This window comes from Kitasatospora sp. MAA19, assembly GCF_029894125.1.
In the GTDB taxonomy this organism is placed as follows: Bacteria; Actinomycetota; Actinomycetes; order Streptomycetales; family Streptomycetaceae; genus Kitasatospora.
Genome location: NZ_JARXYZ010000009.1, coordinates 158756 through 180522, shown reverse-complemented (window position 1 = coordinate 180522; position 21767 = coordinate 158756). Strand labels below are relative to the sequence as shown.

The 21767-nt window shown below is 69.0% G+C and carries 20 protein-coding genes and 1 pseudogene; 5 read left to right on the top strand and 16 right to left on the bottom strand.

What is annotated here, in order from left to right:
- Window positions 1–46: 46 nt before the first annotated feature.
- The 5 genes from P3T27_RS16750 to P3T27_RS16730 form a co-directional block, all read right to left on the bottom strand.
- A complete protein-coding gene (locus P3T27_RS16750; protein ID WP_280679121.1) occupies window positions 47–868 on the bottom strand; it encodes an alpha/beta hydrolase in 822 nt (273 codons plus the stop codon).
- Entirely contained in the window at window positions 865–1245 is a 381-nt protein-coding gene (locus P3T27_RS16745; RefSeq protein WP_280679119.1) for an antibiotic biosynthesis monooxygenase, read from the bottom strand. Before P3T27_RS16745 ends, P3T27_RS16750 begins: the two co-directional genes overlap by 4 nt.
- A gap of 102 nt (window positions 1246–1347) precedes the next feature.
- On the bottom strand, window positions 1348–1806 hold the full coding sequence (locus P3T27_RS16740; protein WP_280679117.1) for a cupin domain-containing protein: 459 nt from the start codon (window positions 1804–1806) through the stop codon (window positions 1348–1350).
- A gap of 298 nt (window positions 1807–2104) precedes the next feature.
- Window positions 2105–2398, bottom strand: coding sequence for an ester cyclase (locus P3T27_RS16735; RefSeq protein WP_280679115.1), 294 nt, complete (start codon window positions 2396–2398; stop codon window positions 2105–2107).
- Window positions 2391–3152: an SDR family oxidoreductase gene (locus tag P3T27_RS16730; protein ID WP_280679113.1), complete on the bottom strand. Its 762-nt coding sequence runs from the start codon at window positions 3150–3152 to the stop codon at window positions 2391–2393. The genes P3T27_RS16735 and P3T27_RS16730 overlap by 8 nt, the downstream gene beginning before the upstream one ends.
- A 195-nt stretch (window positions 3153–3347) precedes the next feature.
- Here P3T27_RS16730 and P3T27_RS16725 point away from each other — a divergent pair, with 195 nt between their 5' ends.
- Entirely contained in the window at window positions 3348–4337 is a 990-nt protein-coding gene (locus P3T27_RS16725) for a helix-turn-helix domain-containing protein (RefSeq protein ID WP_280679111.1), read from the top strand.
- A gap of 179 nt (window positions 4338–4516) precedes the next feature.
- Here P3T27_RS16725 and P3T27_RS16720 read toward each other — a convergent pair whose 3' ends face one another.
- The 4 genes from P3T27_RS16720 to P3T27_RS16705 all read right to left on the bottom strand — a co-directional run bounded on the left by P3T27_RS16720 (window position 4517) and on the right by P3T27_RS16705 (window position 8890).
- The gene (locus tag P3T27_RS16720; protein WP_280679109.1) at window positions 4517–5254 is read right to left on the bottom strand and encodes an acetoacetate decarboxylase; all 738 of its coding nucleotides are present in this window, start codon (window positions 5252–5254) and stop codon (window positions 4517–4519) included.
- A 146-nt stretch (window positions 5255–5400) separates the two neighbouring features.
- Window positions 5401–6186: a crotonase/enoyl-CoA hydratase family protein gene (locus P3T27_RS16715; RefSeq protein ID WP_280679107.1), complete on the bottom strand. Its 786-nt coding sequence runs from the start codon at window positions 6184–6186 to the stop codon at window positions 5401–5403.
- Window positions 6187–6310: 124 nt separating this feature from the next.
- Window positions 6311–7531 (bottom strand): CoA transferase, encoded by a 1221-nt coding sequence (locus P3T27_RS16710; protein ID WP_280679101.1) that lies wholly within the window; start codon window positions 7529–7531, stop codon window positions 6311–6313.
- A 72-nt stretch (window positions 7532–7603) separates the two neighbouring features.
- Complete coding sequence (locus P3T27_RS16705; RefSeq protein ID WP_280679099.1) at window positions 7604–8890, bottom strand: acyl-CoA dehydrogenase family protein; 1287 nt, start codon at window positions 8888–8890, stop codon at window positions 7604–7606.
- A 298-nt stretch (window positions 8891–9188) separates the two neighbouring features.
- Between P3T27_RS16705 and P3T27_RS16700 the strand changes: the two genes are divergently transcribed.
- Together P3T27_RS16700 and P3T27_RS16695 are read left to right on the top strand one after the other, a co-directional pair.
- A complete protein-coding gene (locus P3T27_RS16700) occupies window positions 9189–10451 on the top strand; it encodes a helix-turn-helix domain-containing protein (protein ID WP_280679097.1) in 1263 nt (420 codons plus the stop codon).
- Between the two features lie 270 nt (window positions 10452–10721).
- Complete coding sequence (locus P3T27_RS16695) at window positions 10722–11111, top strand: DUF302 domain-containing protein (protein WP_280679095.1); 390 nt, start codon at window positions 10722–10724, stop codon at window positions 11109–11111.
- A 164-nt stretch (window positions 11112–11275) separates the two neighbouring features.
- Here P3T27_RS16695 and P3T27_RS16690 read toward each other — a convergent pair whose 3' ends face one another.
- Entirely contained in the window at window positions 11276–12232 is a 957-nt protein-coding gene (locus P3T27_RS16690; protein WP_280679093.1) for a 3-hydroxyacyl-CoA dehydrogenase NAD-binding domain-containing protein, read from the bottom strand.
- Between the two features lie 1069 nt (window positions 12233–13301).
- Between P3T27_RS16690 and P3T27_RS16685 the strand changes: the two genes are divergently transcribed.
- Complete coding sequence (locus P3T27_RS16685) at window positions 13302–13733, top strand: family 1 glycosylhydrolase (protein ID WP_280679091.1); 432 nt, start codon at window positions 13302–13304, stop codon at window positions 13731–13733.
- On the opposite strand, the gene P3T27_RS16680 is transcribed toward P3T27_RS16685, so the two are convergent.
- Entirely contained in the window at window positions 13669–14385 is a 717-nt protein-coding gene (locus tag P3T27_RS16680; RefSeq protein ID WP_280679089.1) for a TNT domain-containing protein, read from the bottom strand. The genes P3T27_RS16685 and P3T27_RS16680 overlap by 65 nt on opposite strands.
- Window positions 14386–14668: 283 nt before the next feature.
- Between P3T27_RS16680 and P3T27_RS16675 the strand changes: the two genes are divergently transcribed.
- On the top strand, window positions 14669–15514 hold the full coding sequence (locus P3T27_RS16675; RefSeq protein ID WP_280679297.1) for an RDD family protein: 846 nt from the start codon (window positions 14669–14671) through the stop codon (window positions 15512–15514).
- Window positions 15515–15517: 3 nt separating this feature from the next.
- On the opposite strand, the pseudogene P3T27_RS16670 reads toward P3T27_RS16675, so the two are convergent.
- The 5 genes and pseudogenes from P3T27_RS16670 to P3T27_RS16650 form a co-directional block, all read right to left on the bottom strand.
- A pseudogene (locus tag P3T27_RS16670) lies at window positions 15518–16745 on the bottom strand (IS701 family transposase).
- 281 nt (window positions 16746–17026) lie between these two features.
- On the bottom strand, window positions 17027–18703 hold the full coding sequence (locus tag P3T27_RS16665; RefSeq protein WP_280679087.1) for an IPT/TIG domain-containing protein: 1677 nt from the start codon (window positions 18701–18703) through the stop codon (window positions 17027–17029).
- 257 nt (window positions 18704–18960) lie between these two features.
- On the bottom strand, window positions 18961–20091 hold the full coding sequence (locus tag P3T27_RS16660) for an integrase core domain-containing protein (protein ID WP_280679085.1): 1131 nt from the start codon (window positions 20089–20091) through the stop codon (window positions 18961–18963).
- 9 nt (window positions 20092–20100) lie between these two features.
- Entirely contained in the window at window positions 20101–21183 is a 1083-nt protein-coding gene (locus tag P3T27_RS16655) for an integrase core domain-containing protein (RefSeq protein WP_280679080.1), read from the bottom strand.
- A gap of 27 nt (window positions 21184–21210) precedes the next feature.
- On the bottom strand, window positions 21211–21765 hold the full coding sequence (locus tag P3T27_RS16650; RefSeq protein ID WP_280679078.1) for an aldo/keto reductase: 555 nt from the start codon (window positions 21763–21765) through the stop codon (window positions 21211–21213).
- Window positions 21766–21767 lie beyond the last annotated feature (2 nt).

Here is a 21767-nt window from a genome sequence, read left to right as displayed (position 1 = left end):
CCGCGAAGGGTGCGGCACGGCGGGCGCGGTTTCGTGCTGGTGGCCGTTACCGGCCGTCGGGATTGACCTTGGTGTCGACGAAGTCGCCGATCGCCTCGAAGACCGCTGCGGGCTGCTCGATGTGCGGGAAGTGCCCGGCCTTGGGGACGGCGCGGAAGGTGGCGTGGGGGAAGGAGTCGGCCAGGGCGCGCTCGTACTCCAGCGGGGCGATGCCGTCCTGCTCACCTGCGATCACCAGCACCGGGACGGTGACCCGGTGCAGGCGCCCGCGCAGCTTCGGGTCGCAGCAGAACGGGTCGCCCGCGTACACGGCCAGAGTGCGCTGGTTGGCGGCCAGCACGGCCAGCTGCTCCGGGCCGAGCACGGCCGGGTCCGGGCGCAGCTGCGGGTTGTGGAAGGCCAGTTCGCCGGTCCTGACCGGGCCGAGCTCGGCGGGGTTGGCCAGCTGCAGCGGCGGCTCGGGGGCGATGCCGGTGGAGGCGAGCAGGGTCAGGCAGGAGATCCGGGCGGCGTTGTCGCGCAGCGCCATCTCGGCGGCGATCCAGCCGCCGACCGAGCTTCCGGCCACCATGATGCCGCGCAGGTCGAGCGCGTCGAGCAGGTCGAGGTAGGCGGTGGCCAGGTCAGCGACGGTGTCGGTGGATTCCGGGCGGGGCGTGCCGTCGAAACCGGGGTGGGTCGGCACGACCACGTAGGCGTGCTGCGACATGTCGGTGGCGAACCCGGCCATCGAGCGCGGTCCGGCGCCGCCGTGCAGCATGAGCACGCCGGTGCCCTCGGTGTTCTGACCGAACTCCTGGATGGTGACGGCGAGGCCGCCCGGAAGGTCGATGGTGCGGGTTGTGCTGGTGGAAGTGGAGACGGTCATGGTGATGGGTTCCCTCGGGTACTCGGGTACGGAGCGGATCGTGGCGTGGCTGTGAATCCCGCGTCGGCGGGCCGTGTTGTTCGGGCCGGATCCTGGAGGTGGGTGTCGTACGCGGTGGCGTCGGTGTAGACCTCGTAGCGGTAGAAGCGTCGGGCGACATCGCGCGCCTCGTAGGCGGTGAAGGTGAGGCAGCCGGGTTCGCGGCGGTCCTGGACGCTTCCCGTCCGGGTCTGGGTCAGCTCGGCCTCCCTCGCCCTGTGCGGTCCGGCCCCGCCGTGCAGGAGCAGGAACGGCTGCCCGGACCCGTAGTCGGCGACGGGCACCTCGACCGGGCCGACTCCGTCGAGGGTGACGGTGTACTGCGTGGTGGTGCCCACGGCTTTCTCCGTGATCATTGCTGGTCCCGGATGCCGGACGGCAGGCGTGGACGTGGCGCGGCAGGCGTGGACGTGGTGCGGCGGGTTGGAGGTGCGCGCGCCTCAGGAGAAGTCGGTGGCCGGTTCGGTGGCGTACCGGCCCATCACCTCGATCGTCGACTCGGGGGTGAGCGGCCGGCCGTCGGCGATCATGTCGCGCAGATCCCGGAAGTAGTTGACGTACAGGTCCGGGGTGAACGTGTTGAGCAGGACCGTGATGCCGTCGGTCGGATTGGCGAAGGTGTGCGGGGCGCCGGGCGGGATCATGACCAGCGTTCCGGCCGGCGCGTCGTACACGGTTTCGCCGACGGTGAACCGGGCCGCGCCGGACACCACGTAGAAGCCCTCGTCGTGCCGGGCGTGCCGGTGCTGCGGCGGCCCGTCGGTGTGCGGGGCGAGAGTGATCTCCCCGACGCCCAGGCGGTGCCCGGTCGTGCTGCCGTCCTCCAGGATCCGCATCCGGGTCGGGCCGAGCTGGATCGACTCACCGGCGTCCGGGCCGACCACTGAGACGTCTGCCATCTGAACCTCCAAGGAAGGGAGACTGCAATCTTTATGAGGGTTGACTCTCATGAATGTAGGCGACCCTCTCGCTTTATGCAAGTGGGCTCTCGCGAAGAGGGCTGACTTTCCTTGACCGCTTCGGAGTGGGGGCGTGAGCCGCAGGCGGGAGACCGCGGCCTGCATCCTTCCTTGCCTCAACTCCTGTGCCACATTTGGGTGTTGCCTCGGAATCCCGCGTGCCGAACTGCACGGCCCCGGAGGGTGGCGGGAAGCGGGACGAGCCGATTCGCCCGGGGAGTGGGCGGCGGCAAAGGGGCTATGGCAGGGCGCCGGTCTGGCGTAGCAGGCTCACGCCGTCGGCGACGGCCCAGTGCTCGAACGGCTGTCCGTCCCGGTAGTAGGCCAGGTCCATCACCCTGAACTCGACCCGATTGCCCGACGGCGGGATCCCGAACCATGCGCCGGTGTGCCTGCCGCGGAACAGCTTGTGGGTGGCCACGAGATCTCCGTCCCGGAGGCAGTGCAGGACCTCGACCCGCAGCTCGGAGAAGGCCTCGTGCAGGGCCGCCGTGGTCGCGCGCACCCCCTCTCGGTCGTCGCCGTCAGGCACTGATTCTGTACAGGTCGGCCTGCCCGTCCGAGGCGGTCAGACCGCCGTCCACGGGTATGTGCACTCCGTTGAGATACCCGGCGTCGCGACCGGCGAGGAACGCGATGACGGCGGCGACCTCGGCAGGCTCGGCCGGCCGGCCCATGGGCACGCGCTCCACGAAGCGCTTGTACAGCGAGGTTCCCTCGGCGAGCGCATCGCGCAGGACCTGCTTGCTGAGCGTTACGCCGGGGTGGACGGCATTGACCCGGATCTGGTGGCCGTGGTCCAGTGCCATCGAGTTGGTCAGGTTGACCAGTGCGCCCTTGGTCATGTTGTAGGCGGCCTGGTTCCATTCACCGCGGAGTGCGGCCACGGACCCGACGTTGACGATGCATCCATGCGCCGCCCGCAGGTGGGGCAGAGCGGCGCGCGAGGCGAAGAAGACGCCATCGATGTTGGTACTCACCATGGTCCGGTAGCTGTCCACATCCAGCTGGTCGACGGTGCCCGGAATCGCGACCCCCGCGTTGTTGACCAGCACGTCCAGGCGTCCGAACCGCTCGGCCACCCCGTCCATGGCCGCAGCGACGGCAGCCAGGTCCGAGACGTCCGCAACCCAGGGATGCATCTCCACACCCGTCGGGCTCTCCTGGGCGGTCCGCTGCAGGGTCGCCTCCGTGCGGCCCACGAGCACCACGGTGTACCCGTCGGCGGCGAACCGGGCCGCTGTCGCGGCTCCGATGCCGGTACCGGCACCCGTGATGACGGCCACGGGGGTGGAATTCTGTTGGCTCATGAGATTCTCCTCTTGCGTGTGCACCGGGGTCGGATGGAGGGGTTGCCCCTGCCACTTGAGCCTAGGAAAATCAGCGCAGCGCAGGCTTGAACCACAGCGCCATCCCGGCAGAACATCTGCGCCAGAGGGCGCGGACAGCGCCGGAGCGACGAAGGCGGAGGACGACCGTCGATGAACAACGCCGGAGCGGAAGCCGACGGGTCAGGCAGGGCCACCTCCGGGGAATCCGCACACGCGGATCCCGCGCCACGGGGATTCGACACCTTCCGAAGCGGCTGGGAGAAGGAGATCGGCGACGGCTTCCCGCTGCCGACCTTCAGCCCGGCGACGATGCGTGACTTCCGGGTCAAGAGCCGCGCCACCAAGGTGGGCGAGGTGGCCATCACCGATCTCCACGGCGCGTCCGCCATCCGGACCGAGGGCCCCCTCAACGGCGTCGAGGACCAGGTACGGCTGTACGTCGTGAAACGCGGCTCCTGGACGCTGGGCGCCCCGCTGGCCCGCAGCGAACAGACCGTACCGGCCGGGCAGTTCCTCATCCGCCACATCGGACGACCGCTGCACTTCGAGACGGCGCCGGACACGACGGCGAAAGTAGTCGTCCTGCCCGCCGCCCTGCTCAAACCACTGCTCGGGGAACGGCAGAGCGTCAGCGGGCCGGCGGACTCCGCCGAGGTGCGCCTGTTGGTGGCCCACTCGAACATGATCTACGCAACGGTCGCCGACCTCGGGCCGGCGGGAGTGCAAGCGGCCCACCGCACGCTCATCGAACTGGCGAAGGCGGTGGCGAGGCGCCGGGTCGACGACGCGGAACCCCAGCTGGCTCCCGCGCTCGCACAGGCCGCGAAGGACCTGGTGGACAGCCACCTTGCCGACCCCGAGCTCTCCGGGACGATGCTGGCCCGTGAACTCAACGTCTCCGTCCGCAACCTGCAGCGGGCGTTCGCCGCAGTGGGAGAGTCGGTGACCGCTTACATCCGCCGGCGGCGGCTGGAGGAAGCCCGACTCGCTCTCACCGCACCTTCTGGTCGGTTGAGCGTCTCGGAACTCGCCGCCCACTGGCAGTTCGCGGACAGCAGCCACTTCATCCGAGCCTTCAAGAAGCACTACGGCCGGACGCCCACCGAGTACGCCCGCTCGACCATGCCGACGGGGAACTGAGCTGCGCACCGCACCGACGCACGAGCAGCCTGCGGACATGCTCCCCGGCGGGCCTCGTACCCTGACCCGCCGGGCGTCCGCCCGCTTGGGCTTGGTCGTCCGCCCCGCGCCCCCGTCGCCGTCGTTCACCGCGCGATTCCCTCCCTTGCCGAGGTCATCCCCGGTGTGGCGGGGATGGCTCAGTCGCTGAGGTAGTCGTGAACGACCTCGGCGGGTGCGAGGGTGAGGTCGGTCAGCACGTGGTGGGCGGAGAGGATTTCCAGGACGGGCAGGTCGGCCAGGGGGGCCAGGGCGTGTTGGAAGAGTTGGAGTCGGGCGGGGCCGGTCCAGGCGCCTTTGACGGTGATGTCGGTGATCTGGGTGCGGACGAGTTCGCAGATGCGTGGTCTGCCGTCGTATCCGGGCAGGAGTTTCAGCATGAAGGTCGGGGCACAGAGCTCCTTGCGTGCTTGGTTCGTGTCCTGCGTGGCGTGTTTGTAGCCCATGGTGGCGGTGGCCACCCGCAGTGAGCCGTAGTCGAGGGTGCCGACCAGGGTGTCGGAGTCGACGGTGAGTCTCGGGGTGCCGAGTTTCTTGGGGAAGGCGCTGATCTCGCGGCCGCTTGCGATGGCGGGGAAGTTGTCCACGTACATTGCGAGGTTGTACTCGCCGCGCTCGCCTTCGTAGTCGACGGAGAGCACCTGTCCGGCCTCGGTGTAGTCGCCCAGCCCGGTGGTGTCGGGCATCCGCATGACCTCGAAGCGCACGGTCGGTTCGTCGACGTGAAGGGGTTCGGGGACCAGGCGGTCCAGTGTCTGGGGATCGGTGCGGTAGGTGATGGTGAAGTACTCCCGGTCGGTGAAGCGGTAGGGGCCGGGAGGGAAGGCTGGGGCGTTCAGCGGGGTGGTGAGCTGTTGTCGCACGTCTTGGATACGCATGGTCGGACCTGGGTTCTGCGTGGTGTGCGAATCAGTGGTGCTGCCTGGCCGTGGTGCTGCCTGGCCGTGGGGCGGACCGGTTGTGGGGCGGACCGGCTGGGCGAGCTGCGGTGGGCGCGCCACGAGGGCCTGTCGTGGGGCCGCGGTCAGCGGCCTTCCCAGTGGGGCGGGCGCTTCTCGGCGAAGGCGTGCGCTCCTTCCTGTGCGTCGTGGGAGGCGAGGACCGGTGCGACGAGCTGGTCCTGTTGACGGAAGGCGTCCTGGTCGCCGTACGCGGTCCGCTCGTTGACCGCGCGTTTGACGGCGGCGATGGACAGCGGAGCGTTGCGCGCGATGCGGTGGGCCAGTTCCAGGGCCTTGTCCAGTGCCTCGCCGGGCAGGGTGAGGTGGTTGACGAGGCCGAGCTGTTCGGCTCGTGCGGCGGACAGGGGGTCGCCGGTGAGGAGGATTTCCAGGGCGATGTTGCGGGGGATGCGTTCGGGTAGGCGCACGATGCCCCCTTCAGGGGGGACGAGGCCGAAGGTGACCTCGGTGAGGCCGAAGGTGGCGTTCTGGGCGGCCACGATCAGGTCGCAGGCGAGTGCCATCTCGGTGCCGCCGCCCAGGGCCCAGCCCTCGACAGCCGCGATGAGCGGGGTGTGGGGCTGGGAGCGGGTCAGTCCCGCGAAGCCCCGCCCGGGTATGACGGGAGTGTCTCCGGCTGCGTACGCCTTGAGGTCCATCCCCGCGCTGAAGATGCCGCCGGCGCCGGTGAGCACGCCGACCACCAGGTCGCCGCGGGCGTCCAGTCGGTCGAACGCGTCGGCCAACGCCCGCGCGGTGGCGCCGTCGACGGCATTGCGCACCTTCGGCCGGTCGATGGTGATCACGAGGACGCCGTCGTGTTCTTCGGTACGCACCGTGGGGGCATCGGAGGTGGGTGTGGGTGTCATGGTGGTGGTTCCTTGTCTTCCTCGTGCGGGATGGGACGTTGACCGCTGACGGCGAAGGGCGCCTCGTCCGCGGTGCCGAGGTGCTCGTCGCGTGGTGGCGGGTGCTGTCGGTCTCGGTTCACTGCTAGCGCGGGATCGCTTCGGCGGTTCGCAGGGTTTCGATGTCGTTGGCGTCGAAGCCGAGTTCGGTGAGGACCGCTTCGGTGTGTTCCCCCAGGTCGGGGGCCGGGCGTGGGGTGACCTTCTGTTCCTGGTCCAGGTGCACGGGGCTGTTGACGGTCAGGTGTGGTTCTCTGCTGCCGTCGTCGATCGGCACGAGGACCCGGTTGGCCAGGAGTTGGGGGTCGTGGGCGCACTCCTCGAGTGTCTGGACGACTCCGTAGGTGAGGCCGGCGGCGTCGAGTACCTCGCGCCATTCGGCCAGGGGGCGGGTGGCGAACGTCTTGTCCAGCAGGTCGACGATCACGGCGGTGTGGGTACGGCGGCTGGGGGTGTCGTGGAAGCGGGGGTCCTCGGCGGCCTCGGGGTGGCCGATGGCCTGGAGGAAGAGGGGGACTTGTTTGTCCTCGTTGGCGAAGGCGAGCAGGATCCAGCGGTCGTCCGCGGTGCGGTAGGTGTTGGCCAGGGCGTTGGGTGGGTCGCAGCGGTCGACGGGGCGGGGGTTTTTCGCGCCGAGCAGGACGGCCTGCAGCCACATGCCGGCCGCCCAGGCGCCTTCGGCGATCAGGGACGCGGTGACCCGTGCGCCCTGGCCGGTCTTCTCGCGCCGGTACAGGGCGGTCATGATTCCGGCGAACAGACTGATGGCGGTGGGGTGGTCGCCGGAGCCGAACGCGTTCATGGTCGGGGGTGCGCCGCGTTGGCGGGTGAGGTCCATCAGGCCGCTGCGTGCCCAGAATGCGGTGACGTCGAAGCCGGGCAGGTGTGCGTCGGGGCCTTGCTCGCCGAAGCCGGTGACGTCGGCGTAGATCAGCCGGGGATTGAGGGAGGCCAGATCGTCGTATTCCAGGCCGAACTTGGCCCGGGTGCGGGGCGGGAAGTTGGTGATCAGGACGTCGGCCCACCGCACCAGCCGCTCGAGTACGGGCCGGGCGCCGGGCGATTTCAGGTTGAGCTCGATGCTGCGCTTGTTGCGGTTGTCCAGTTGCCAGGGGTAGTTGACCCCTTCGACGTGGGGGTTGGGGGGGACTCGGCTGAGGGCACGGTAGCTGTCACCGGTGTGTGGTGGTTCGACCTTGACGACGTCCGCGCCGAAGTCACCGAGCACCGTGGCTGCGGCTGGTCCGGCGATGAAGCTGGCGAGATCGACGACGTGCAGTCCCTCCAGCAAGGGCGTGTTCTCCATGGCTGGTTCCTCTTCCGCCGGGTGTCCCGGGTGTCCCGGCTGGGTGTCGGCGTCCTGGTCTGCGGCGCTGCCCTAGTGGCCGGGGAGCGTGGGCACGAAGGCGTTGAGTCCGGTGATGTCGCGGCCGACGATCAGTGCCTGCACGGTGTCGGTGCCCTCGTAGGTGTCGATGGCCTCGATGTCGCACAGATGCCGTGCCACGTGGTAGTCGAGCAGGATGCCGTTGCCGCCGAGCATGTCCCGGGCGTCGGCGAGGATGGCCCGCGCGCGTTCCGTGTAGTGCATCTTGGCCAGCGCGACCTGCGGCATCGAGAACTTGCCCTCGTCCATCAGCTGGCTGAGCCGGTACTGCATGCACACCATGTCGGTGATGTCCGCCAGCATCCGCGCCAGCCGGTACTGGATGAGCTGGAAGGCGGCCAGCGGCAGGCCGAACTGGTGCCGCTGCTTCGCGTAGGCCAGGGCGGTCTCGTAGCCGGCGATCGCGGCGCCGACGGACTCCCAGGCCACACAGAACCGTGAGGCCAGCAGGACCTTCTCGGTGTCGCGGAAGGTGTGGCCCTCGGCCAGCCGGTTCTCGGCGGGTACCCGGACGTCCTTCAGGGAGATCTGCGCGTTCTGCACACAGCGAAGGGCCGTCTTGCCCGCGATGAACTGGGCGTCGAACCCCGGTGTGCCCTTCTCGACCACGTACCCGCCGACGTGCCCGTCATCACCGCGCGCCCAGATGATCACGTAGTCCGCGAACGTGGCGTTGCCGATCCACCGCTTGTGGCCGTTGAGCACGTAGGAGTCGCCGTCCCGGTGCGCGGTCGTCTCCAGCTTGACCACGTCCGTTCCGTGAGCGGGTTCGGTCAGGCCGAAGGCGCCGATCTTCTCCAGGCGCGCCATCGGCGGCAGGAAACGTTGCTTCTGCTCCTCCGACCCCAGCAGCGCGATCGACGTCATGGCCAGCGCGGAGTGCACACCGGCGAAGGTGGAGATGCTCAGGTCACCGCGGGCGAGTTCGAGGATCACGATCCCGGCCGTCACATTGCTCATCCCCGGACACCCGTAGCCCGGGATCTGGAACCCCGAAATACCCAGCTGCGCCAGCTTGGGGACCAGTTCGTGGGGGAACTCCGCGCGCTCCCAGTAGGGGTTGATGATCGGGATGACTTCCTGGTCCATGAAGTCACGCACCCGGCGACGCAGTGCCTGCTGCTCGTCTGTCAGCAGCTCGTTCAGCAGGTAGTAGTCCGTCTGTTCGGGACCACCCAGTACCGGCGGCTCCACCACCGGCCTCCCGTCCGTGCCCCGGGCGCCAGCAGTGGTGGTGCCTTGCGCCGTATCGGCGGAATTCGGCCGTGTCGTGTTCATTTCTCGACGCTCCTTTCTTGCTGGACCTGGATCCGATCCCGCCCCCTGAGCACGACGCTAGGGACGATCCCGAGGGAAGCCATCGGACGCAGAACACGAAGTTTCCGAAGGAACTTGTGCCCACGACCCAATGCACTCGCGGTGACCACCCCGGCACAGAAAAGCGTGCGGGATGGGAAGGCCGCACTGCCATGCGCAGTTCCGCTCCGGCGCACGCCTGCGCCGGGAAGGACTGTTGAGGATCCGGCCCGGGAGCGCCGGATGGCAGCGGTCCGCGCCACCGCTGTAGGGTGAGGACATGGCTGGGGGCAGCCTCGTTGCCACGAAGTACCTGTCGATCGTGGCGACGCACGTGGCGGCGCACATCTCGGAAGTCAGCCGAGATGTGTGGGAGCTGCTGATTGCCGAAATCCCACAGCTAAGAGGCGACGAGACAATCCTCAACATTCTGAAATCGAGTGTCGAGGAAAACATCGCCACAATGCTGCATCTCTTTGAGAACGACATGCCGCTGGATAATATTGAGGGACCGGCGTCGGCACTGGATTATGCACGACGACTGGCACAGCGCAATGTTCCCATCAGCGCGCTCATCAGGGCCTACCGGATCGGGCACTGCCGTTTCCTGCAGTGGTGCCTTGACGAGCTCCACCGCCAATGCGCCGATGAGGACGTCTTCGCCGCGACCACCCGGCGCATGCTGGAGGCGAGCTTCGGCTACATCGACCGTGTCAGCGAACGAGTCATCGAGGTCTACCAGCTCGAACGGGACCGTTGGCTGCTGAACCAGACCGCCGTACGCGCCGGACGCGTACAAGAGATCCTCGCCGAAAGGCAGGTGGACGCCGACCGGGCGGAATCAGCCCTCGGCTACCGGCTGCGCCAGCATCACGTCGGGATGGTGCTCTGGCTGCCCGAGCGGACTCATAGCGGGGAAGGACTCGCCCGGCTCGACCGACTCACAAGCGGGATCGCCGAAGAACTCAGGTGTTGTACGAAGCCGCTGTTCGTCGCCCGGGACGAGACCTTGTCCTGGTCCTGGCTGCCCTTCGGCTCGCGCAGCGAGGTCCCCTGGGATCTGCTGTCGAGTACGGTCGAGGACGGCGACCGTACTGCTCGGGTGGCCGTGGGGGACGTGGAACCCGGTGTCGAAGGTTTCCGTCGCACGCATCGCCAGGCGCTGCGTGCGCAGGAGCTGGCCATGGTCGCGAGTCCGGGCGCTCGCGTCACGGCATACGCTCACGTCGGTCCCGTCGCATTGATGTGTACGGACATCGACGACATACGTGCCTGGGTATGGAGCGTTCTCGGCTCCTTGGCGATCGACGACGAGCACTGCGCACGCCTCCGGGAGACCCTGCAGATCTTCCTTGCCACCGGTTGCAGTCACACCGCCACCGCCAGCCGCCAGATTCTGCACAAGAACACCGTCCAGTACCGCATCCGGAAAGCCGAGGAAGCCATGGGACGGCCGGTCCACGAACGCCGCGCCGACTTGGAGGTCGCGCTGCTCGCCTGTCAGTACCTCGGTTCCTCCCTCCTTCGTGCGAGCCCTTCGTGAAGGAGCATGACGACCCGCAGGCCGAAGCAGCAGCCCGCGCCGGCGACGCACAGGCCCTGTCGACGGTCACCACCACCATTCCCCGGCCACGGCGTCACCTTCTCCGCCCGGGTGTTCGAGGCGAGCGGGTCTGCGTGCGGGTGCGCGAGGACAGGAAGATCGACGTCTCGCCCCAGGGCCGTTCGGTCCCCGGGCGAGGGACGGCCCACCACGACAGCCGGCCGTCGCGGGCTCACGATGAAGAGGCGTCCACCAGCATCGGAGGCGACCATGGACTACGGAATCAGCGTCTGGCTCGATCTCCCCTTCGCCGACGCGGTCCAACGCGTGCGCGCCGCACTGGCCGAGGAGGGATTCGGCATCCTGTCCGAGATCGACGTACGGGCGACGCTGAGGGCCAAGCTCGGCGAGGAGATCGAGGACTATCTGATCCTCGGCGCCTGCAACCCCCAGCTCGCGCACCGCGCCCTGGGCGTCGACCGCCGGATCGGACTGTTGCTGCCGTGCAACGTGGTGGTGCGATCCGCCGCCGGCGGGACGGTGGTGGAGGCCATGGACCCCGAGCTCATGGTGCAGATCAGTGACCAGAGCGCGCTGACGCCCGTCACGGACGAGGCGGCGGCCCGCCTCCGCAGCGCGCTCGACGCCCTGCACGAGTGATTCCGCCGGAGGCCTCACCGTAGAAGGTCGGGGAGACGCTTCCCCGAAGACGCGATGAGCACAGCGCACACCGCCCGTGCCCTACGCGCCGCCCCGGCCTGCTCACCTTCCTCGGCGGGGTCGGCACGGTCAGCGGCAGCACGTTCCTGGGCAGCACGTTCCTGTCAGGCGCCTGCCGTGGGGGACTCGCCGAGGGCCTTCAGCACAGCGATCTGGGCGCGGTCGCGCTCGGCGGCGAGGGCGTCGACCGAGCGGTCTCCGAAGGCTTCCTGGGCCTGGCGGATAAGCAGTTCGACGGTCGGTGCGTCGAGTGAGGGGCTGCCCAGCTGCTGCCATAGCCCTTCCAGGGTGGGGCCCAGATGCTGGAGGAACTGGGGCAGTCCGCCCGGGCCCCCGCCGAGGTGGAAGGTTCGGAACGGGCCGCCCACCGCCCATCGCAGGCCGATGGAGGAGGTGACGATCTCGTCCAGCTCACTCTCGGTGACGACCCCCTCGACGACCAGGTGCACGCACTCACGGAACAGCGCCGCTTGAAGGCGGTTGGCGACGAACCCGGGCACCTCCTTGCGGAGCACCTGCGGCTTCTTGCCCATGGCGGTATAGAAGTCGCGGGCGCGCTGGAGGGTCTCGGCAGAGGTCTGCTCGCCCGGCACGACCTCCACCAGAGGCAGAAGGTGCGGCGGGTTGAAGGGGTGGCCGACCACCAGGCGCTCGGGGTGGCGCATGGCCTGGGCGATGTCAGTGGCCGGGATACCGGAGGTGGACGTCGCGAGCAGGCAGTGGTCGGGAGCGGACTGCTCGATGGTCGTCCAGATCTGCTGCTTGAGGTCCAGCCGCTCGGGACCGTTCTCCTGGACGACGTCGGCGTCGGCGACGGCCGCGGCCAGTTCGGTCTCGAAGCGCAGCCTGTCGGTGAGACCCGCGGTAGGCAGGCCCAGACCCTCCAAGGCGGGAAGAATCTCCTCCAGACCGACGCGGACCCGTTCCTCCGCGTCCGGGGCGGGGTCGTTGACGGTGACCTCCAGGCCCCGGGCGAGGAACAGCCCGGCCCAGGATGTCCCGATGACACCTGATCCGACGACTGTGACACGACGGTACGGGCTGAGAGACTCGGAGTTCACTGACACTGTGGTGATCCTTCCTGGGGAGGGCCTGCTGCCCCCTCGTGCAGGCGTACAACCCGCCGCGTGACCACTCGTGCGAGGCCTTCGCGATCGGCGGCCCGTCCTGACTCGCGTGTCTCTGCTCCAGGGTGCGGCGCTTGCCTGCCCGGTGCATCTCGGGGCCGCAGACGGGCCGCCTGCCCCGTCGCCTTGCGGCTTCACAGGTCGTGCTGGCCCCGGCGGCCTGCGAGGCACCGTCGACGCTGGGCCGTCCCAATGCCCCGGCGGCCCCAGCGGCCCTGCCGGCCGCACCCCCGCGCTGCCGTCGCCTGGCCCGGCCAGTCCCTTCGCGAGCGTGAATCGTCCCGGCGCGGGCTCGGCCGGCCAGCCGCAGGCCACCCGGCGCTTCGCCTTCGAGCGCAGCGCCTCCACGGGCAGCACGCTCGTGCTGTTCCAGTAGTCCCACGACCGACAGCATTCACAACCTCCCGGGGAGCGATGACCCGACAGGCCACAACTCCCACGGAACCACCGCGCCCATGCCCGACCAGCGGAATCGCCGCAATCACATCCGGAAAGACCGTGCGGATGACCTGGTGCCGCTTCGAGCGGTGGCCTGACCCGCGGAAGGATTGGCTTTGGTGCCTTCCTGTTGATCTGTCGGCCACCGCGCGGAGCGGCATCTACTGCCGCCGGGCAGGGGACGTGCCCCGATCAGGGGCCCTCGCGACAGGCACCGTCACAGTCCTGACCTCCCCGGCCCGGCGACGGCCACCGGTTGCGAGGCGATCGGGAGACCGGCGACCTCGCCCGGCATCACGCAGCCCGCTGCCCCGTGTCACATCCCGGCCGACACCGCTGAAGAGATCCTCCTCGGCGTCGACACCCACGAGGACTTCCACGCGGCGGCCGTCGTCAACGTCCTCGGCGCCGCCCTGGACGGACGCACCTTCCCGGCCACCACCGAGGGCTACCGCCAGCTCGTCGCCTGGGCCCGCTCGTTCGGCACCCTGCGCCGGGCCGGGGGGAGTGCACCGGCTCCTACGGCGCCGCGCTCGCCCGCCACCTGCGCGCCGAGGGCATCGACGTGACCGAGGTCAACCAGCCCGACAAGGCAGCACGCCGACGCCGTGGCAAGACAGGCGCCGTCGACGCGGAAGCGGCGGCCCGCCCGGGCCGCCTCGACGCCCTCGCCCAGGCCGTCGCCGAAGGCGTCGACATTCGCGGCTACTACACCTGGTCGCTGCTCGACAACTACGAGTGGGCGATAGCCCGTCGAACGTACTGTCATTCGACGGGCTTCCGCCCACTCGCGGTCCTCCGAGGATCCGGCCCGTGCCCGCGTACCATCACGAACCACCGACCAAGAGCCCCTCGCCGGACCTGGTCGGCTGGCTCGAGGCTGAACTCCGGCACCGCACGGCATGGTGATGCCCCGTCCAGCCGGCCGTGGTTCAGGAGCCGTGGCCCGTGCCGACGCAGCGCTCGGGCTCGGCGACCTTCAGGTACTCGTGCTTGAGGAGGTTGGCGACGCTGTAGCGCTCGGCGTCCGCGAAATCGGACGGCTTGAGCTGAGGGTCGAGCCACTGCTGGTAGCCGAACCCCGGCTGGTTGAAGCCGGCCGCGATCCGGCCCGCCTGCACGCGGAAGGAGCGGTTCACCTCGTAGCAGTGGTAGCCGTTCCCGGGGCCGTTGAGCGAGTCCGGCGGCAGGGCGCGCTTGGCGTAGGGAGTTCCGCCGGTCGCCAGGAAGCCGCCGGTCTCGGCCCCGAAGCGGTCGAGGGCCTGACCCACGTCCATCGCCTGCTCGTGCATGTCGAGGGTGCCGTTGGTTTCCGCGAAGCCTCGGTTGCCCGGGTACTTCCACTGGGTGCCGTCGCGGTACCAGTCGAGGAACTGGGTCGGCTGCAGGCCCCCGAAGTGCTTGTAGTGGTTCAGCAGCGTCGCCACCGGTCCGGTCGTCGGCAGTTCGGCCGGGCCCAGCTCGGACCGGCCGCAGTAGTAGACGGTCGGGTCCTCCGGCGGGAGGAGGTCCGGACAGTCGGACGGCAGAGGGGTGCGGTGGGACGCTGACCGGTCCGGCGCGGCGGCGACGGCGGTGCCGGCCGAGGCCATCACGGTGAACGGAAGGGCAGCGGCCAGCGGCAGGACGATGAGCCTGAGCGAACGCATGGGTGGGCTCCAGGGGGCTGCGGACGGAGGGGTTCGCGACGTACGACGCAGCGACAGCGGACGTACGTGGCACGGTCATTGCACACTCGTACTGATCGGTAGACGGGCAACCTGGGGAGTGGCTGCGCGCACAGCATTCGGACGGAGCAGTCGACGGGACTGTGAGGCCCCGTGTGCCCCGCTTCACGCAACGGCGGTAGCAGGACCTCTCGCGGCCTCCGTTGCCGGATGTGGCTCCTGAGGCGCGGAACAACGCCGTTGTGATGACGGCCGGTTGCCTCTGGTGTTTCCGGGGCACGGGCAAGTCCTCACCTCGCACGGTCGGCCGCTCGGCACCGCCGAGCAGTTCGGGACCTCGCTCTGGGACTCCGCTGTGCTGGACGTCCAAGAGGCCTTCGCTGCGTTAGCGCTCGCCACCTTCGCCTACCAGTTCATGGCGCTCGTGCTGACTAACCGCACACTCGGCGAGTTGCTGCTCGGCCTGCGCGTCTCCGGCGTCGAACCGGGTCGCCTCGGGCGCCGCCGGGCCGCGATCCGCGCCACCGTCACCACGCTGGCCGACGTCGGCTGCTTCGCGGTGGCCTGCTGCGCGCTGGTCGGCGGCTCAGTCGCGTTCTCGGTGCTGTGCTGGGCGGTCGCGGTAGCCGTTTTCTGGGCCAACGCCCTCCCCGCCCTGCTGGGCCGCAGGCGCTCCCTCGCCGACCGCCTGGCCGGCACTACCGTCGGCAACATCACGCTGCCCCGGCCCGGTTGGGATACCGCACAGCAGGGCGTCCGCCAGGCGGTGGACCTGGGTCGCACCGGTGCCCGCGGTGGCCGGGCTGCCTGGGAGAACGTGATCCAGAGCGCCCAGGACAGCGGACAGAAGATCGTCGAACATGAGGCCGTTCGGCGAGTTGTCGACTCCGAGCTGAGCCGCGCGGCGGCGGGCAAGGGCCGCGCTGCCTTCGACCGCGCCAAGGCCGCCGCCACCCGCAAGCGCCCCGAAGGCTCGGCCCCGCTCCCGCCGCATCCCTACCCGCCCCACCCTTTCCCGTCCCAGCCTCTTCCCGCCGACCTGGTTGCTCCCGCAGACGCCAGCCCCCCGCCCCACGCGGGCTCCGCCGAGGACTTCGGTCGTAGTTCGTGATCTTCATGCCTGATTCGCGACTTGTCGGCTGTAATGAGCGCGGGCTTGGTGCCGGCGTCGCCAGCGGGACCAGCCGAGCCGGTGGGCCGCGTCGTGGATTGGCCGGACGACGAGCGTGATGAACAGGCGCTGGATTTCGTTGCAGGTGAGCGGGATCAGGTCGGCTGGCCCGGGCTGCCGGGCGTGCTCGTCGGCTCGGACGACGGCGAGGAAGGCGTGGGCGAGCATCGCGAGGGTGACCCAGCGGGACCAGGAAGCGAAGCGGCGGACCTGGTGTTCGTCGAGTCCGGCCAGACCCTTGCCGGACTGGAAGAATTCCTCCACCCGCCACCTTGATCCCGCGACTCTCACCAGCGTGGTCAGCGGCACCGGGATGGTCGAGTAGCAGCGGTAGAAGGCGAGTTCGCCGGTGCTGCGGTTGCGACGGATCAGCAGCTGGTGGCTGCCCGGGCCGGGGTGGACGAGTTCGATGACGGCCCAGTCGTAGAAGCGGTGCCCCTTCGCGCCGGCTCCTGCGGACAGCTTCTGCCAAGCCCGCTTCGGCGGCTTCATGGCCAGGGCGTCAGCCCGGAACTTCCCGGCGTGAGTGGGGACTTCGTGGGTCCGGGCGACGGCGAGAACGTAGCCGCAGCCGCGTTTCTCCAGCGCGGCCCGCAGCTTCGGGTTGCCGCCGTAGACCTCGTCGCCGGCGACCCACGGGGCCCGGTGGCCCGCGTCAAGGAACCGGCCGATCATGCGGGCGGCCAGCTCCGGCTTGGTGGCGAAGATGGTCTGATCGCCGAGCCCGGAGGCCCGGCAGCGGTCGGGCTCGGACGTCCACGAGCGCGGGACGTACAACTCCCGGTTCACCGCGGCGTGCCCGCGCGCCCGCGTAGACGAGGTAGACGGCGACCTGCGAGTTCTCGATCCTGCCCGCGGTGCCGGTGTACTGGCGCTGGACGCCGACCGTGTGCGTGCCCTTCTTCACGTCCCCGGTCTCATCGACCACCAGCACCGCCTGGTCGTCGTGCAGATGCTCGACCACGTAGTCGCATACCTCGTCGCGCACCAGGTCGGCGTCCCACTTGGCCCGGCCCCGCAGGTGCTGCATCCCGTCCGGAGTTGCCTCTCCGGCCCACTCGGCGATCGTCCAGCAGTTCTTGCGCGGCAGGTCCGACAGCAGCCCGAGCACCAACTGCCGTACCCGACGCCGGGGCTCGACCCTCGCGAACCGCCCTGCGATCCGGCCCATCAGGCCCTCGAACGCCTCCTGCCAACGGGCAGGGTCTACGCTGTGACCTGCGGCCACCGCATGATCTTCTGTCTTCACACACCGATGATCAGCGGTGGCCGCAGCCATCTCCCCACCGGGCCCCACCAGCAAGATTACGATCTACGGCTGGAGTACCTGCCATCTGACCCGCGCGGGGCGGGTCTATCAGGATTTCCTGATAGACCCCACGGGGCCGCCGTGCCGGGGCTGGGCGCTTTTGCGGCGGCGCTCGGAAGGCGCCCCTGCCTTGACGTGCCAACTCAGATGGACGCGTTGTCCTGGTAGGTGAAGGAGTTCCAGGAGTTGCTGCCACCGGCGGTGGTGACCGAGATGGTGATGTTCTGGCCCGGAGATTGCTGTGGCGCGACGGCGGTGATCTGCGTGTCGGAGATGACGGAGAAGTCGGCGGGGACGTTCTCGAAGGTGACTTGTTGCGTGGTGGCAAGGTCGGTGCCCGTGAGAGTTACGGGGGTACCGCCGCTGGTCGACGCGGTGTTGGGGGTGACATTGGTGATGGTCGGCTGGGGCCAGTACGTGTAATAGGGGCCGGCGGCGGTTCCGCCCGGGGTCGTCACGGTGACCGGGACGCTGCCCGGGTTCTGGGCGGAGGCGACGGTGACGGTGAGCTGGGTGTCCGTGGCGGACTGGATGGTGGCGCGGTTGGGGCCGAAAGAGGCGGAGATCGCGCCGGCGAGGTTGAATCCGGTGATGATGGCGGTGTTGCCGCCGTCGGAGGGGCCGTCGGTGGGGCTGACGTCGTTGACCTGGGGGGCCGGGAAGTAGATGAAATCCCCCAGGAATCCGGTGCCGCCGGGGGTGGTGACCGTCACGGGGACCGCCCCGGCCCCGGCTGGGCTGACGACAGTGATCGAGGTCGCGGTGTTGGTAAGGATGGTGGCGCTGGCGGTGCCGAAGTGCACGGCGCTGGCGTTGGCGAGATTGTGGCCGTTGATGGTCACGGTGGCGCCGCCGCTGGTACTTCCCTCGTGGGGGATCAGGGTCAGGGGGATGACGCTGACCGTGCCCGCGTCGGTGTTGGTCACGTAGAGGCGGGAGTCGTCCGGGGTGACCGCGACGCCGGTCGCGCCTTGCCCGGTGCTCAGGTTTCCGGCGAGCGTGTTGGTGGCGGTGTCGATCACACTGACCGTGTTGGAGGCGTAGTCGGCCACGTAGACGTGGGCGCCATTCTGGCTGACGACCACGAAACGCGGCTGGCCGCCCACCACGATGCTGCCAGTGATGGTGTTCGTCGCGATGTCGATCACAGCGACGGTGTCGCTGCCATCGTTGCTGACGTAGCCGCGGGCGCCGTCCGGGGTGATCCCCACAACGGCGGGCCCGTTAAGCCCGGCGATGGTGGTGGTCACGGTGTTGGTGGCAGTGCCGATCACACTGACGGTGTTGCTGGCGAGGTTGCCCACATAGACGTGGGCGCCGTCCGGAGTGACCGTCACGCCGGTCGGCCCATCGCCCACCGCGATGGTCGCGATGACGGTGCTGGTGGCAGTGTCGATCACACTGACCGTGCTCGCGTTCTGGTTCGCCACATAGACACGGGCCCCGTCCGGAGTGACCGACACGCCAGTGGCTCCCGCCCCCACCGCGACGCTCGCCGTGACGGTGTTCGTCGCTGTGTCGATCACGCTGAGCAGCGCATCGGCGGCCACGCTCACGTAGACGTGGGCCCCATCAGGTGCGATCGCCACGAGGGTGGGCCCCGCGCCTGTGGCGATGGTCGCTATGACGGTGTTGGTGGCGGTGTCGATCACGTCGACCGCGTTCGACGACCTGTTGGCCACATAGGCGCGTGTCCCGTCGGGCGTGAGAGCTACCCCCAGGGGATTGCCACCAACCGGAATCACGACGGCGGAAAACGCGGTCAGCGAGAAACGCGTCTCACGCTGCTGAATGGAGCGGGCATCGGTCAGGACAGACATGGCGTACCCCTTGTTCGCGAAGCGGGATGCCGCCCATGTCTCGTGCAAGCAAGAGCCGCATCGCCGCGTGAAGCGGATGATCGATGGAAACCAACTCGCCTTTGGGCCGGAGACGATGCATCGATTGAGAATTACCCTGATAGCCAAGGATTTCAACACATAGCCCAAAAGTGTGATGATCGATCAATTGGTTCGGAAGTCACCTCACCATGATCGGACGCTTCTCCAATTCCCCGTGAAGGGTGTCAAAACTCCGATCAGGCCGCTGAGCTGGGCGTTTCCTGCGGGGCGAGGGGCGGCCTGATCGGGGTGGCGCGGTAGTCGTTGAGCAGTCCGCCGAGCACTCGGTGGCGCGTGATTGCTGCAGCAGGCAGGGGGATGACGTTGGGAATGTCGTCGGGAGCTCGTAGGTCCAGGCCGCGGTGGGCGCGGCCGATGTTGTAGTGGTCGACGTACTCGTTGAGGACGGTGCGCAGGTGGCGTTCGCTGGTGATGAGGAGTCGGTCGGTGCACTCAGCGCGCGTGGTGCGTCTCCATCGTTCCGCGAATGCGTTCGACCGTGGACTCTGTGGCGGAGTCCGGATGACTTCGGTGTCGTTGCCGGCGAGGACTGCGTCGAAGGCGGCGGTGAATTTCGAGTCGCGGTCGCGGATGAGGAACCGGAAGGGCTTGGCTCTGTCTTCAAGGTCCATCAGCAGGTTCCGGGCAAGTTGGGTGACCCACTCGCCTGTGGGGTGTGCGGTGACGCCGAGGACGTGGACGCGTCTGGTCTTGATCTCCATGACGAAGAAGACGTAGAGGCGCTGGAGGAAGACGGTGTCGACGTGCATGAAGTCGCAGGCGAGGAGGGTGTGGGCCTGCGTGTGGAGGAAGGTTCGCCAGGTCTGCCGGGAGGCGCGCTGTGGTGCTGGTGGCAGGCCGGAGCGGCGCAGGATGCGGCGGATGGTGGCGGCGGCGACCCGGTGGCCGAGCCGTCGCAGTTCGCCCTGGATCCTGACGTAGCCCCAGCTCGGATTCTCTTTGGCGAGGCGTTGGATGAGAGCGGCGATCTCGTCGGGCAGCGGCGGTCGGCCGGGCTTGGCGGGCGGTTGGCGCCATTTCCAGCGGACCAGGCATTGGTGCCAGGCCAGCGGAGTGCTGGGGGTGACGAGCCGGTTCCGGCGTAGGGCGGAGGGTAGCTGGCGGGCGAGCGCGGAGAGTACGGCGCGGTCCACCCAGGACATCCGCGGTCTCTCCACCTGGCGGCGGAGTATGGCCGCCTCGTGGCGTAGGGCGAGGATCTCGGCGTTGTTCGAGGGGGAGGAGCGGCGCAACAGGACCAGCCAGCCCAGTACGCGGCAGAAGATCAAGTAGAGCAGTCGCAGACCCTGTGGGGCTCGGAAAGTCATCGCTGCTGGTCAAGCCGCGTATCGGTACTCGTTGATGACGCCGCCGAGGACGCGGGTACGCAGGAGTTTTCGGCCCTCGAGGTCGTGTGCGGTGGGCTGCTCGTGGGCGCCGGGCGGTAGCTGGTTGCGTGCGCGGTGGGGGCGGTGTGCGTTGTAGTGCTGCTGGTAGGCGGTCAGGACCTGCCGGGCGTGGGCCTCGTTCATGATGAGAACATGATCGAGGGCCTCACGCCGGATGCTCCCGATCACTCGCTTGCAGTGGGCGTTCATCCGGGGAGTTCGCGGCGCACTCTTGAGGATCTCCATCTCCTCGGCCTCAAAGACGGCGTCGAAGGACTGGCCGTACTTGCCGTCCCGGTCGCGCAGCAGGAAGCGTAGGGACTCCGCGTGGGAGCCGAGGTCGGCTGCCAGGTTCCGGGCCTGCTGTGCTGCCCGGTCTCGGGTTGGGTGGGCGGTGACGCCGGTGATGTGCAGGCGTCGGGTGCCGTGTTCGAGGAACGCCAGCGCGTACAGCCGCTGGCCGAGCACGGTGTCCAGATGGAGGAAGTCCGCCGCGAGTATGCCCTCGGCCTGGTTCGTGAGGAACTCGCGCCAGGTCAGGCCGGTGCGACGCGGGGCTGGGTCGATGCCGGCGGCATGGAGGATCTCCCACACCGTGGAGGCGGCGATCGGGTGCCCGAGACGGGCCAGCTCGCCCTGGATCCGCTTGTGGCCCCACCTCGCGTTCTCCCGAGCCAGTCGTAGCACAAGGTCCTTGAGCGCGGCTCTGGTCGGCGGTCGCCCGGTGCGGGCGCGCCGTGTGCTGTAGTCCGACTTCGCCGCGATGAGTCGGCGGTGCCAAGCCAGCAGCGTGCCGGGAGTGACCGGGAAGGCTGCCCGCCAACGGTGACGGGGTATCAGGCTGGAGAGCGCTGCCAGCCAGAACCGATCCGCGGACTCGTAGCGGAGCGGGCCGGATATCTGGCGGCGCGGCACAGCGTTCTCGTGCCGGAGCGCGAGCAGCTCCGCGTCTTTGGCGGTGTCGCGGCGCAGCAGCACCCCGGGTACGGACAACAGCTTGCGGGCCACCTTGTAAAGCAGCGAAACGATCACGCGGACATGGTGCCAGCCGAGGTCGCTCTAGAGGCTGTATTCGTTCTGCAGGGCGGCGATCGGGTGGACGGCGTGGGCCCGGCGCAGCGTGGCGACGGACACCTCGGAGAGTCCGAGCGCCCGTACCTTCCCTGCCGTGACCAAATCGGCCATCGCGCCGATGCTCTCTTCGACGGGGACCTGCCGGTCGACCCGGTGGAGGTAGTAGAGGTCGATGGTGTCGGTGCGCAGCCGGGCCAGCGCCTGGTCGGCGGTGCGGCGGACGGTGTCGGGACGGCCGTCGATGACGCGTCGGCCGTCGACGCCGGTCATGCCGCACTTGCTGGCGAGCACGATGCGGTCACGGTGGTCGGCGAGGACGCGGCCGAGGAGTTCCTCGTTGGCACCGAAGCCGTAGAGGGCGGCGGTGTCGAAGAGGGTGACGCCCTCGTCCAGGGCCGTACGGAGCAGGTGTTCGGCCGCCTCCGGTGTGGGCGGGACGCCGTAGGCGTGGCTGAGGTTCATGCAGCCCAGGCCGATCGCCGGGACCTCGAAGGGCCCGATCCGGCGCAGCGTCCGGCCCGGGCCCGCCGTCGTCGACACGG